We start from the raw sequence: 12280 nt of genomic DNA, 5'->3' as shown, positions 1-12280 counted from the left end.
GTCCGGCGCCGGCGTCGATTCGACCTTCGAGTATGCGTGGCGCGGCTGAGGACGACGAAATCGTCCCGTGCCCGGGGCGACTTCGCCACGGGTGCCGCCGGGCGACGACCCCGACCCCCGGTGCCGCCCGTGAGAGGATCGCTGGTCATGCCCACGTTCTGCGACCGCTGTGGAGCGCCGCTCGGCGCCGACGACCAGCGCTGCCGCACCTGCGGCTGGCCCGTCTCCGCCGCCCCACCGGCGGGCCGGGAGCAGGGGCCGACCGAGGGGTCGACGCAGCGTCTCGACCCGACCGCGGCCCCCGACGAGGTGGACCCGGGGGCGACCCAGCAGGTGCCCGCGCCGGTCGCCGACCAGCAGACCTCGCGGTCGCAGCCGGTCGCGCCCGCCGAGCCCGCGTCGCCGTACGTCCGCCCGTCGACGACCGCTCCCGCCGAGGACGACCCGTACGCCGGCTGGTTCGTCGACGACCAGCCGCCGGCGCGCGCCGCCGCGCCCACGCAGGAGTGGACGTCGTACGACCCGGACGAGAGCGGCTGGCAGCAGTACGACGACGACCCGCGGCTGCCGCCGCCGCTGCGCGAGGACGAGCGGCTCGAGCTCGACGGCGGGGCCCGGCGCTCCGGCGCGGGCCGCGTCCTCGCCGCCCTCGCCGTGGGGGCGGTCATCGTCCTCGTCGGCCTGGCGGCGATCTACTTCGGGGTGCTGCGCAACAACGGTGGCGGGTCGCCGTCCGCCGGGACCGCGCCGTCGACCAGCGCCTCCGCCCCGCCCGGCAGCGGCGCCTCGACGAGCCCGGGCGGCAGCACCTCCAGCGCGCCCTCCTCCTCGGCCACGTCGACGTCGCCGTACCCGCCGGTGTCGCTGAGCGGCAAGGCGTGCGGCGGGTCGGGCACCGGGCCGTGGTCGAAGGCCGCCGCCGGGTCGACGGCGACGAGCTGCCCCTTCGCGCTCGCGGTCCAGCAGGCCTGGGTGGCGAGCAACCCGCAGGCCGGCGACAGCCGGACCGTGACGGCGACCAGCCCGGTCACCAACAAGAGCTACCCGATGACGTGCGCGGGCGACCAGCCCGTCACCTGCAAGGGCGGCAACGGCGCGGTCGTCTACCTGTACGGCGGCACCGCCACCTTCGGCTGACGTACCCCGACCGCTCTCCAGCGCGCGGCCCCGGACGACCTCGTCGTCCGGGGCCGTCGTCGTCCCGCAGAGCCCGTACGGCGCGGCGTACGGGCGTCTCGATGTATCGCCGCGATACATCGTCGTGTACGGTGACCTGACAAAGCCCGAGTTTGTCATATCGAACCCGGGCCGCCCACCACGCCGCGCCGATACCCGAGGAGGACGCCGTGCCCCGCACCACCCGCCGCGCCGACCTGCTCGAGTTCGCCGTCCTCGGGCTGCTGCACGAGGCGCCGATGCACGGCTACGAGCTGCGCAAGCGACTCGGCAGCGCGCTCGGCGCGTTCCGGGCGCTGTCCTACGGCTCGCTCTACCCGTGCCTGCGCGGGCTGCTGGCCCAGGGTCTCGTCGCCGAGGTCGCGGGCGAGTCCGGTGAGGCCGGCAGCCGCCGGGCCCGGGTCGTCTACGAGCTGACCGCCGAGGGCAAGGAGCGCTTCCAGACCCTCGTCGCCGACGCCGGCCCGAGCACCTGGGACGACGACGGGTTCGACGTCCACCTCGCCTTCTTCGCGCGGACCACCGCCGAGGTGCGGCTGCGCATCCTCGAGGGCCGGCGCTCCCGGCTCGAGGAGCGCCTCGAGCTGATCCGGACCGCGTCCGCGCGCAACCGCGAGCGCGCCGACGCGTGGACCTCCGCGCTCGCCGAGCACGGCGAGGAGCGCACGGCGAGCGAGGTGCGCTGGCTCGAGGAGCTCATCTCCGCCGAGCGCGCCCGGCCGGCCGAGGCCGGCCCCCCGACCACCTGAACCGCAAGACCCCGAACAGCCCCCCAACACAAGGAGAGACCCATGGGTTCCGTGCGCGTCGCCATCGTCGGCGTCGGCAACTGCGCCAGCTCGCTGGTGCAGGGTGTCCACTACTACCGGGACGCGGACGCCTCCGGCACCGTCCCCGGCCTCATGCACGTCCGCTTCGGCGACTACCACGTCAGCGACGTGGAGTTCGTCGCCGCGTTCGACGTCGACGACAAGAAGGTCGGCAAGGACCTCTCGGAGGCGATCAACGCCAGCGAGAACAACACGATCAAGATCTGCGACGTCCCCACCACCGGGGTCACCGTCCAGCGCGGCCACACCCTCGACGGCCTCGGCAAGTACTACCGCCTGACGATCGACGAGTCCGGCGCCGAGCCGGTCGACGTCGTCCAGGCGCTCAAGGACACCCAGGCCGACGTCCTCGTCTCCTACCTGCCGGTGGGCTCCGAGGAGGCCGACAAGTTCTACGCGCAGTGCGCGATCGACGCGGGCGTCGCCTTCGTCAACGCCCTGCCGGTCTTCATCGCCTCCGACCCGGAGTGGGCCGCGAAGTTCGAGGCCGCCGGCGTGCCGATCATCGGTGACGACATCAAGAGCCAGGTCGGCGCGACGATCACGCACCGCGTCATGGCCAAGCTCTTCGAGGACCGCGGCGTCCAGCTCGACCGCACGTACCAGCTCAACGTCGGCGGCAACATGGACTTCAAGAACATGCTCGAGCGCGAGCGCCTGGAGTCCAAGAAGATCTCCAAGACGCAGGCGGTCACCTCCAACCTCACCGGCGCCCTCGCCGGCAAGAAGGAGGACCGCAACGTCCACATCGGCCCGAGCGACTACGTCGCCTGGCTCGACGACCGCAAATGGGCCTACGTCCGCCTCGAGGGTCGTGCGTTCGGCGACGTCCCGCTCAACCTCGAGTACAAGCTCGAGGTCTGGGACTCCCCGAACTCGGCCGGCATCATCATCGACGCCATCCGCGCGGCGAAGATCGCCAAGGACCGCGGCATCGGTGGCCCGCTGCTCTCCGCGGCGGCCTACCTGATGAAGTCCCCGCCGGAGCAGCGTCCCGACGAGGTCGGCCGCGCCAAGCTCGAGGCCTTCATCGCCGGCGAGGAGCAGCGCTGACCCGCTGACCCCAGCACGCCGTACGGGGCCGCGCACCCACCCGGGTGCGCGGCCTCGGGGCGTCGTACGGACGCCGGCCCGTCGCGGTGCCCTACGGTCTCCTGCGTGAACGCCCCTGCCACGGCCGCATGGAGGGGCCGCCTCCGGACGGGGGTCACCGGCGTGCGGTGGGTGGCGTCGGCCCTCATCACGCTCGGGGCCGCCTACTGGGTCGGCGCCGGCAGCGCCGGGCTCCCCACGCTGCCGATCACGCTGCCCGACGTGCTCCCGGTCCGGGCGGGCCCGGGCGGGCCGTGGCTCCTCACGGCCCTGGTGGTCGCGGTGGGGATGGTCCTGACCACCTCGCGACGGGCCTTGCGCGTCGACCCCGGGCCGCTCGTCGTCGCGGTGTGGACCTGCCTGTGGTGGGCCTTCTGGGCACCCTGGGCGACCGACTTCGAGTTCAGCGGGCCCGACCGTCGGTGCGTGTACGCCGACTGCTGGCCCCGCACCCCCCAGCAGTGGGCGGTCGGCGCACCGCTCCTGGTCGCCTGCGTCGTCCTGGCCGCGCTCTCCGTCGCGCCCCGCAGGACCCCGTTGTGGGTCCGGGTCACGGTCCCGGCGGGGGTCTTCCTCGCCCTGACCGTCGTCCAGGCGTGGGCCTGGGGCCCGTACGTCGTCCCCTACCTCGCCACCCCTCCCGGATAAGACACTTCCCAGGACGCTACTGGAGGGTCATCACCGGCTCGCCGAGACTCGTCAGGCCGGAGCCGGTCCGGGTGCAGGTGCCGCCGCGGACCGCGCCGCCGTTCCAGGCCTGGCGCAGGCAGGAGCGGTAGCCGAGCTGGGCCCAGTAGTTGGGGTGCAGCGACTCCTGCACGTAGTACGGGCCGGTGACGGTCGAGACGGTGCGGATCTGGTTGACCCACTCGGTGCGGTCGACCGCGCCGGGAGACTGCCACGACGCGAGGCCGACCTCCTCGTAGAGCCCGACGCCCCTCTCGCACAGCCGTCGTCCGTCGAGGGTGTGCGCGAGCTCCAGCAGAGCCGAGTTGGTGACGCCGGAGTCGGCGAGGGCGCCGCGGACGGTGGCGTCGATCGTCGTCAGCGCGGTGCCGTTGGCCCACGTGAGGTCGGCGTCCCAGAAGCCGCAACCGCCGGTCGACTGCCGGGTGTACCCGCTCTGGCTGTAGCGGTTGCCGCCCGAGGACGGCAGCGGGGACGGGTAGGTCTGCACGAGCAGGCGCCACTGCGCGTCGCCGTACCCGGCACCGCGCATCGCGGTCCGGACGTTGCGCAGGGCGCCGGCGACGGCGGCTCGGACGGCGGCGACGTTGGCCGCCGTGAAGTGGGCCGTGACCGACGCGTCGTCGCGACAGTAGTCGGGCCACCACGACGGCGAGGTGAGGAAGTCGGTGACGCACTGCTGGATGATCGAGGCGAAGCCGAAGTCGTTACCCCCGATGGAGACGACGACGAGCTTGACGTCGTGCGACGCGGCGAAGGTCTGCAGGGTCTTGGCCTGGCCGACGTGGCCCGCGCCGTCGTCGGCGAAGTCGAGACCGGGCTTGAACGAGCCGTCGCTGGCGGTGGACGTCGAGGTCGTCGCGCCCGAGCAGGCGAGGTCGAGTCCCTGGACGCCGGCGCCGATGTAGGCCTCGGCGCTGGCGCTGCGGTGGCAGCGCGGGGTGGTCTCGGCGGTGTGAGTGGCGTTGTCGAAGTAGGCGGTCGGGCCGAGCGCGTCGGCGCGGGTGGAGCTCGCGTTCGAGCTGCCGGCCCAGCGTCCCGCCTCGCCAGAGATGAAGCTGTCGCCGAGGGTGACCACCCACGGGCTGCCGGCGCCGGGGCCGTCGGCGCGGGCGGCCGGCGCGGCGAGGACGGGGGTGACGAGCGCGGCCAGCAGGGCGAGGAGCCCGAGGACGGGCGCCGTACGGCGTCGGGTGGGAGGCATCGGCGACTCCTCGCGAGGGGACGGGGCGCGCACATCCTCGTCCCGGGTCGGCGTCCGCGCATCTCGGCGAGCGCGCCCGTGCCGGCCGGCTGTCAATGGCCCCGTCCGTGTCCGGTTCCTCCTGGTTCCGGGCCTGCTTTCCGCGTGCTTGACAGCCGGCCGACCCGGGCCTGTGGACGACCGACGCCGTACGGCGCCCCGCCGCGCCACCCTGGTGGCGTGCCCGCCGACCCCGCCCGCGTCGTCACCGAGCTGACCCGGCTCGGCGGGTGCGCGACGCGGCGGCAGCTGAGGCGCGCGGTGTCGGCTCGGGCCGTCGAGAACGCGGTCCGCGACGGGGTCGTGCTGCGGGTGGCCCGTGGCCGGTACGCCCTCCCGCTCACCGAGGCCCACCGACGCGAGGCGCACCGGCTGGGCGGGACGCTCTCGCACCTCAGCGCCGCGCTCGCGCACGGGTGGGCGGTGAAGACCCCGACCGAGCAGGCGTGGGTGACGGTCGCCCGGCACCGCCACCCCGACGCCGCGGCGCGCAAGGGCGCGGTCCTGGTCTACGCCGACCTCGCGCGCGGGGAGGTCCGCGACGGGGTGACCACGCCCCTGCGGACGGTCCTCGACTGCGCGCGGCGACTGCCCTTCGACGAGGCGCTCGCCGTGGCCGACTCCGCGCTGCGCGAGGGTGACGTCACCCCGGCCGAGCTCCGCGCGACGGCGGACCGGCAACGAGGGCCGGGGTCGGTGCAGGTCCGGCGGGTGGCGTGGGCCGCGAGCCACCTCGCGGCGAACCCGTTCGAGTCTGTCCTGCGGGCCATCGTCCTCGACGTGCCGGGGTTGCACGTGACACCGCAGCTGCGGGTCACGGGGTCCGGGCTCTGGGCGCGGGTCGACCTGGGGGACGAGCGACTCCGGCTGGCCCTCGAGGCGGAGGGGTTCGCCTTCCACCGCACCCGCAAGGACCTCGTGCGCGACTGCCACCGCTACACCGAGCTGACCCTGCACGGGTGGTCGGTGCTGCGCTTCACGTGGGAGGACGTCATGCACCACCCCGACTGGGTTCGGTGGGCGGTCGAGGGGTGGCTGGCGACCCGGGCCGGGCGCGAGGTCGCGGCTCCGCCGCGGCGCGACGTCCGGGCGGCCTGAACCGGCCGGCTGTCAATCACCCCAGACCTGTCCGGTATGACCAGATATTCGGGCCTGAGTGGCGGCCATTGACAGCCGGGCGACACAGCCGCGGCGGGGGTCAGGGAGCGTCGGCCATGCCGGGCTCGAGCACGGCGCCGACGTACGGCGTCGCGTGGGCGCGGGCGGCGCGCACGAGGGACCGGGCGGCGACGCGCGCGGACTCCCCGGACCACGAGGCGCGGGCCGCGACGAGGCCGGCGACGAGCGGGGTCGCGAACGACGTGCCCGACCAGCTCGCCCACCCCGACCCGAACGACGCGGTCTCGCCGACGTGCGGCGGCCACGCGTAGGTGTAGGCGCCGACGGGGTACGGCGCGACGAGGTCCGAGCCGCGGGCCCACACGTCGACCCACGACCCGTGGTTCGAGTACGGCGCCCGCGACCCGTCCGGCTCGAGCGCGCCGACGGCCACCGACCACGGGGAGGTCGCCGGCCAGAACGGCCCGCGGTCGCCGTTGTTGCCCGCCGCGCAGACGAGCACCGTGCCCTTGACGTGCCGCAGCCCGTGCTCCCAGAACGCCTCGAGCGCGAGCAGCGGGTGCCCGTGCCGGGTCGTCGCCCCGGCCGACAGGCTGATGACGTCGGGCACCGACTCCAGGGCCCGCCCGAGGGCCGGCGCGAGGTCGGACTCGAGGATCCCCCCGCCCACCCAGAGCATCGCCTCGACGTCGACCTCCGCGGCCGGCGCCATCGCCTTGACGATCCCGGCGATGAAGGAGCCGTGGCCGCGGTAGCGCCCGACGGCGCTCGCGTCCTCCTCGTCGCCGGTCACCCCGGCGAGCACGTCCACCTTCTGCGCGAGCTCGCCGACCAGCCCGGTGTCGACGACGACGACCCGCACCCCCGTCCCCAGCGCGGGGTCGCGCGGGGCCGGGTCGGCCGGGCCGTCGCTCGGGACCGGCTCGGTCGCCGGGCAGGCGTACCCCTTGGGGCACACGTGGAGCACGTGGTCCGGCGTCGCCACCCCCGGTCCGAGGACCCGGTCCAGCTCGGCCACCGCCTCGAGCGTGTCGCGGCCGTCCAGCTCGATCCGGGTCAGCCCCGCGCTCGACCCGGCCCGCTCTCGGCCCCGCCCCGGCCGTCGCCGGCGCGCCCGCTCGTCCCCGTCGTCCTTGGCCGGCGGCCGCTCGTCGAGCCCCAGCGCGCGCCGCACCCGCGCCACGTCGGCGTCCCGGGTGAGCACCGCACCGCGCGCGTAGAGGAACGCCATCTCGTCGAACCGGTCGCCCGCGTCGCCGTCCTCCCCGCCCACGCCGACGTCGACGCCCACCGCGGCGAACGCGTCGACCAGCTCGCGCACCTGGGTGGCGCGGGTCAGGCGCGCCTCCCGGGAGTCGGGGTCCCAGCCGTCACCACCATCACCGCCACCGTCCCCTCCCGCCGGACCCTGCGGACTGCGACCATGGGCCTGCGACACGACCGACCTCCTCACACCAGCGGCACCCGGGGGTGATGACATCGACACGGAGGCCGCGACGCCGCCGCTGATACCGGCCCACGAGCACGGGCCCGAGCCCGCCGACCTCGCCGAGACGCTGCTGCCGCTCGCACTGTCCCAGCCCGCCCGGGCGCTGACAAGGGCCCGCGACCTGCTCGCCGCGACCCCGAGCCCGTACGACGCCTCCGTCGCCCACCAGGCCGCCGGGATCGTCCTGCGCGAGCGCGGCGACCACCCCGCCGCGCTCACCGAGCTGCGGGCCGCGCGACGGGCGGCCCGCAGGGTCGGCGGCCCCCGGGGGTCCGCGCGGGAGGGCGACGTCCTCGCGACGTACGGCGCCGCCCTCGCCGCGGCCGGGCGCCCGGCAACCGCCCTGCGGGTGCTCGCCGAGGCGGAGCGGCTCACCCCGCCCGCCGGCCGGCCCCGGCTGCTGCTGCGCCGCGGCTTCGTGCGCCACGAGACGGGGCGCTCCCGCGAGGCGGTGGCCGACCTCGACGCCGCCGCCGCGGGGAGCGCCACCCTCGGCGACCGGCTGTGGGAGGCCCGGGCGCGCAACCTCGCCGCCGCGGTCCGGCTCACCCTGGGCGAGCACGAGCGCGCGGGCCGCGACGCCCGCGCCGCGCAGGCCCTCCTCGACGACCTCGGCCAGCAGCTCGAGGCCGCCGCGGCCGTGCTCAACCGCGGGTACGCCGCCCTCGTCGCCGGCGACCTGCCCGGCGCGCTCGCCCTCCTCGACGAGGTCGCGGCCCGCTACCGCGCGCTCGGCGAGGACCCGCCCGAGGTCGCGCTCGACCGCGCCGAGGTCCTCCTCGTCGCCGGGCTGAGCCGGGAGGCGGTGGACGCCGCGGACGCGCTGCTCGCCGCGCTGCCCGCCAGCAGCCCGGTCCGGCCCGACGCCCTGCTGCTCGCCGCCCGCGCCGCCCTCGCCGTCGGCGACCCGGCGACCGCCCGACGGCGGGCGGGTGACGCGGCGCGCCGGCTCACCGCCCGCGGCCGGACCGGGGCCGTCGCCCGCGCGGACCTGCTGCGGCTCGAGGCCGACGAGGCGCTGCTGCGGGCCGGGACGTCCGCGGCCCGGTGGGCACGGGTCGCCGCCGACGCCGGTGACGTCGCCGTGCGGCTCCGGGCCGCCGGGCTGCCCGGCGAGGCCGACGCCCGCCTCCTGCAGGCGCGGGCGGCGACCCGCGCCGCCCGCCCCGCCGACGCCCGGGCGGCCCTGCTCGCCGCCGCGCTCACCCGTCGCAGCGGAGCACCGCTGCCCCGCGCGGCCGGCTGGCTGGCCGCCGCGCTGCTGGCCCGCGAGGAGGGGGACCGGCGGGGGCTGCGGCACGCGGTGCGCCGCGGGCTCGCCGCCGTCGACGAGCACCGCGCGACGCTCGGCGACCTCGAGCTGCGCGCCCTCGCCGCCGGCCGGGGCGAGGAGCTGGCCCGGCTCGGCGCCGCCGACGCCCTCGCCCACGGTCGTCCCCTGGAGCTGCTGCGCTGGGCCGAGCGGTGGCGCGCCACCGCGCTCACCGGAGCGGCGGCCCCGCCCGCGGACCCCGCCCTCGCCGCCGACGCGGCCGCGCTGCGCGACGTCACCCGGCGGCTGGGCGCCGCCGACGAGGGGGAGGCGGTGGTCCTGCGGCGCGAGCAGGCGCGGCTGGAGGGCGCCGTACGGCGTCACCACCGGCGCCTGCGCGGCGCGGCCACCCCGGACGCGGACGGCACCGACCGGGCCCTCGCCGCGCTGGCCGAGCACGACGTCGCCCTCCTGCACCTCGTCGAGGTCGACGGGACCCTGCACCTGGTCACCCGGCAGGGCGGTCGCTGGCGGCGTCGGACCGTCGGCCCCCTCGACGAGGCGCTCGCCGCGACGTCGGCCGCCGCGTTCGCGCTGCGGCGGGCGGCGCACGGTCGCCGGGTCGACCCCGTCGCCGTGGGTGCCCGGCTGCAGGCCGCCGTGCTCGGCGCGGTGGACCCGGGCGGAGAGCGGGTGCTGGTCGTGCCCCCCGCGCGGCTGCTCAGCGTGCCGTGGTCGCTGCTGCCGGCCCTCGGCGACCGCGAGGTCGCGGTGTGCCCGTCGCTGGCCGCGTGGGACCGCGCCCGGCGGCGGCCCGACGAGCCGGGACCGACGGTCCTCGTCACCGGACCCGGGCTGAGCACCCAGCTGCGCGAGGCCACCCTCGTCGAGCGGGTGCACGCCGGGGCGACCGCCCTCGCCGGCCCCGGCGCCACGGTCGAGGCGACGCTCGCCGCGCTCGACGGCGCCCGGCTGGCCCACGTCGCCGCGCACGGTCGGCTGCGCCGCGACGCCCCCCTGTTCTCCGCGCTCGACCTCGCCGACGGGCCGCTGCACGTCCACGACCTGCAGAGGCTGCGCCGCGCCCCGACCGAGCTCGTCCTGTCCGCCTGCGAGAGCGGGGGCGTCACCGCCGTCGGTGCCGGTGAGGCGCTCGGTCTCGTCACGACGCTGCTCGGGCTCGGCACCCGCACCGTCGTCGCGGGCGTGGCCGAGGTCAACGACGGGGCGACGGTGACGGTGATGGCCCGGCTCCACGCGGCCGTCGCCGCCGGAGCCGGGCCCGCCGCCGCGCTGCGCGACGTACGGCGCGCGTGTCGCGACGACCCCCTGGACGCCGCGACCGCCGCCGCCTTCACCGCCTGGGGCGCGTGACCCCCGCGGTGGCCCCCCTCACCGCGACCCGCTCAGCGGGCCTCCAGCCACGGTGTGGCCACCGGCGCCTCCCCGGGCCGCCGGACGACCATCCGCAGCAGACCGGGGGCCAGGCCCCCGACCCGGAACCCTCCGTCGCTCCCCACGACGGCCGGGTGCGACCCGCGCGCGGTCTGCACCGCGAGCGACCAGCCCGCCGGCACCGGGTCCCCCGACCCGAGCAGCAGAACCCCCAGCACGGTCACCCGCGGCCCCTCGACCGCCCCGCCGTCGACCTCGACCTGGACGTCGAGGGCGAGGTCGTCCGGCGGCGTCCCCAGCTCGAAGAAGTGGATCCGGCTCGGCGACGCCACGGCGGCACCCCGCACCGCCGCGGCCGCGTCGTCGACCTCCACGAGCTCCATGAGCGCGGCGCCGGGGTCGCGCAGCGCGAACAGCTCCCGCCCCGCGGCCACGACGTCGGCCGGCACCGGGTCGACGACGTCGACGACCGCCCCCAGCCGGGCCAGCAGGGCCGCGTCGGCCGGGTGCAGGTCGGGACCGCCCGCGCGCCGGGGCATCACGCCTGCCCTCCCGCCGGGCCGTCGAACGCGTAGTCGCAGCCGCGCAGGATCCCCTCCAGCGAGGCCAGGCAGCGCATCCGCGTCGGCCCGATCGAGCCGACCGGCAGCCCGAGCTCCTGCCCGACGACCTTGTACGACGGCCGGTCGCACGCCATGAGCACGCGCAGCAGTCGCTGGCAGCGGGCCGACAGCCGGGCGAAGCCCAGCCACAGCGCCGCGTCGCGCTCGTCCTCGAGCAGGCCCGCGTCGAGCGCGGCGGCCTGCGGGTCGACGAGCCGCTCCCCCAGGTCGTCGTCCCAGCCGGTCGTGTCACGGCCCCGCCGCTGCAGCAGGTGCAGCGCCTCGCGGCGGGCGGTCGTCGCCAGCCACCCGGGCAGCGCGAGCGGCTCGTCGATCCGGTCGAGGTGCTCGAGCAGCTTGAGCCACGTCGTCTGGACGACGTCGGCGGCGTCGTCCTCGGCGAGCCGGAACGAGCGCGCCACCCCCCACAGCAGGCTCGAGAACCGCTCGACGAGGGCGTCCCAGGCGGCCCTGTCCCCCGCCGCGGCGGCGGGGACGAGGACGGGGAGGGAGCCCGGTCCGGTGCGCGGGGGCGGCGTACGGCGCGCTGTCGGTTCGGGGGTCGGGACGGTCGGGCTGGGCATGAGCGGCACCTCTCGCACGGGGACCCCGCCGCGGCAGAGGGCGGGGGAGGCTGGGTCGGGCGGTCTCATGCGGGGAGGAGCCGCGGCGCCGGGGCCTGATACGTCCCGGGCACGCAGGAGGGGCGGCCACCCCCTGGTGGCCGCCCCTCGTGGCGTGCGGTGCGGGTCCCTCGGGACCCGGCCTCAGCCCGCCGACGTGCTCTGCTGCTGCTGCGCGTTGGACTTCAGCTTCTGGCCCAGCTGGCCGAGGGTGTCGGCGGCCGCCGTCACCTGGGCCTTCTTGCCGTTCCAGTCGGAGACGAACTGGCTCGCGTCCGTCCCCTCCCAGTTGCTGTGGATGGTCTGGACCGTCGAGGTCACCGCGTTGGCGATGTCGATGAGCTCGGTCTTGAACTGGTTGAACTTGTCGCCCGACGCGTCGATGACGGCCGGGTCCATGCCCTTGGCGAAGACGCCCATGATGATCTCTCCCTGCTCTGCTGCTGGCTGCTGACGTGTGGTGGGTGGTGCGCGGCGGTGCCTCGGGCCGTCAGTACGACGACGAGGTCTTGTCCTGCTGCGCGACCTCCTGGTCGATCTTCTGCTTCATCTGGACGAGGAGCTGCTTGGCCTGCGTCAGCTCGGCCTTGTGGTTGTTCCAGTCGCTCTGGAACTGCTTCTGGTCGTCGCCGTGCCAGCTGCTGCTGATGTGCTCGATCTCGCTGTCGACCTTGCTGATGAGCGCCTGGATCTTGTCGGCCTCGGCCTGGAGCTTGGTGCCCTGGGCCCGGACCTGCTGGTCGTTCATGCCAACCCATGCCATGACTGCTGT

Annotated in this window: 12 protein-coding genes; 6 read left to right on the top strand and 6 right to left on the bottom strand. The window is 76.4% G+C overall.

Going from position 1 to position 12280, the window contains the following annotated elements:
• Positions 1–147 precede the first annotated feature (147 nt).
• The 4 genes from FB458_RS07325 to FB458_RS07310 all read left to right on the top strand — a co-directional run bounded on the left by FB458_RS07325 (position 148) and on the right by FB458_RS07310 (position 3746).
• Positions 148–1137 carry a hypothetical protein gene (locus FB458_RS07325; RefSeq protein WP_141847911.1) on the top strand — a complete coding sequence of 330 codons (990 nt, stop codon included), beginning with the start codon at positions 148–150 and terminating at the stop codon, positions 1135–1137.
• A gap of 209 nt (positions 1138–1346) precedes the next feature.
• A complete protein-coding gene (locus FB458_RS07320) occupies positions 1347–1925 on the top strand; it encodes a PadR family transcriptional regulator (protein WP_141847910.1) in 579 nt (192 codons plus the stop codon).
• 42 nt (positions 1926–1967) lie between these two features.
• Positions 1968–3059, top strand: a complete 1092-nt coding sequence (locus FB458_RS07315; protein ID WP_141847909.1) for an inositol-3-phosphate synthase — start codon at positions 1968–1970, stop codon at positions 3057–3059.
• A gap of 162 nt (positions 3060–3221) precedes the next feature.
• Positions 3222–3746 carry a hypothetical protein gene (locus tag FB458_RS07310; protein WP_141847908.1) on the top strand — a complete coding sequence of 175 codons (525 nt, stop codon included), beginning with the start codon at positions 3222–3224 and terminating at the stop codon, positions 3744–3746.
• A gap of 16 nt (positions 3747–3762) precedes the next feature.
• Here the strand turns inward: FB458_RS07310 and FB458_RS07305 are convergent, their stop codons facing one another.
• Positions 3763–4989 carry an SGNH/GDSL hydrolase family protein gene (locus tag FB458_RS07305; RefSeq protein ID WP_211355958.1) on the bottom strand — a complete coding sequence of 409 codons (1227 nt, stop codon included), beginning with the start codon at positions 4987–4989 and terminating at the stop codon, positions 3763–3765.
• Positions 4990–5208: 219 nt separating this feature from the next.
• Here FB458_RS07305 and FB458_RS07300 point away from each other — a divergent pair, with 219 nt between their 5' ends.
• On the top strand, positions 5209–6126 hold the full coding sequence (locus FB458_RS07300) for a DUF559 domain-containing protein (RefSeq protein ID WP_141847907.1): 918 nt from the start codon (positions 5209–5211) through the stop codon (positions 6124–6126).
• A 100-nt stretch (positions 6127–6226) separates the two neighbouring features.
• On the opposite strand, the gene FB458_RS07295 is transcribed toward FB458_RS07300, so the two are convergent.
• The gene (locus tag FB458_RS07295; protein ID WP_141847906.1) at positions 6227–7468 is read right to left on the bottom strand and encodes a S8 family peptidase; all 1242 of its coding nucleotides are present in this window, start codon (positions 7466–7468) and stop codon (positions 6227–6229) included.
• Positions 7469–7472: 4 nt separating this feature from the next.
• On the opposite strand from FB458_RS07295, the gene FB458_RS07290 reads away from it, so the two are divergent.
• The gene (locus FB458_RS07290; RefSeq protein WP_141847905.1) at positions 7473–10262 is read left to right on the top strand and encodes a CHAT domain-containing protein; all 2790 of its coding nucleotides are present in this window, start codon (positions 7473–7475) and stop codon (positions 10260–10262) included.
• 32 nt (positions 10263–10294) lie between these two features.
• On the opposite strand, the gene FB458_RS07285 is transcribed toward FB458_RS07290, so the two are convergent.
• The 4 genes from FB458_RS07285 to FB458_RS07270 all read right to left on the bottom strand — a co-directional run bounded on the left by FB458_RS07285 (position 10295) and on the right by FB458_RS07270 (position 12256).
• Complete coding sequence (locus FB458_RS07285; protein ID WP_141847904.1) at positions 10295–10822, bottom strand: peptidase associated/transthyretin-like domain-containing protein; 528 nt, start codon at positions 10820–10822, stop codon at positions 10295–10297.
• The gene (locus FB458_RS07280) at positions 10822–11469 is read right to left on the bottom strand and encodes an RNA polymerase sigma factor (RefSeq protein ID WP_141847903.1); all 648 of its coding nucleotides are present in this window, start codon (positions 11467–11469) and stop codon (positions 10822–10824) included. The genes FB458_RS07285 and FB458_RS07280 overlap by 1 nt, the downstream gene beginning before the upstream one ends.
• A 183-nt stretch (positions 11470–11652) precedes the next feature.
• Positions 11653–11928 carry a WXG100 family type VII secretion target gene (locus FB458_RS07275; RefSeq protein ID WP_141847902.1) on the bottom strand — a complete coding sequence of 92 codons (276 nt, stop codon included), beginning with the start codon at positions 11926–11928 and terminating at the stop codon, positions 11653–11655.
• 70 nt (positions 11929–11998) lie between these two features.
• A complete protein-coding gene (locus FB458_RS07270) occupies positions 11999–12256 on the bottom strand; it encodes a WXG100 family type VII secretion target (RefSeq protein WP_170185591.1) in 258 nt (85 codons plus the stop codon).
• Positions 12257–12280 lie beyond the last annotated feature (24 nt).

Origin of the sequence: Lapillicoccus jejuensis (genome assembly GCF_006715055.1) — a bacterium.
In the GTDB taxonomy this organism is placed as follows: domain Bacteria; phylum Actinomycetota; class Actinomycetes; order Actinomycetales; family Dermatophilaceae; genus Lapillicoccus; species Lapillicoccus jejuensis.
Note: the sequence above shows the minus strand (reverse complement) of the source record. Positions and strands in the feature narration are given on the sequence as shown.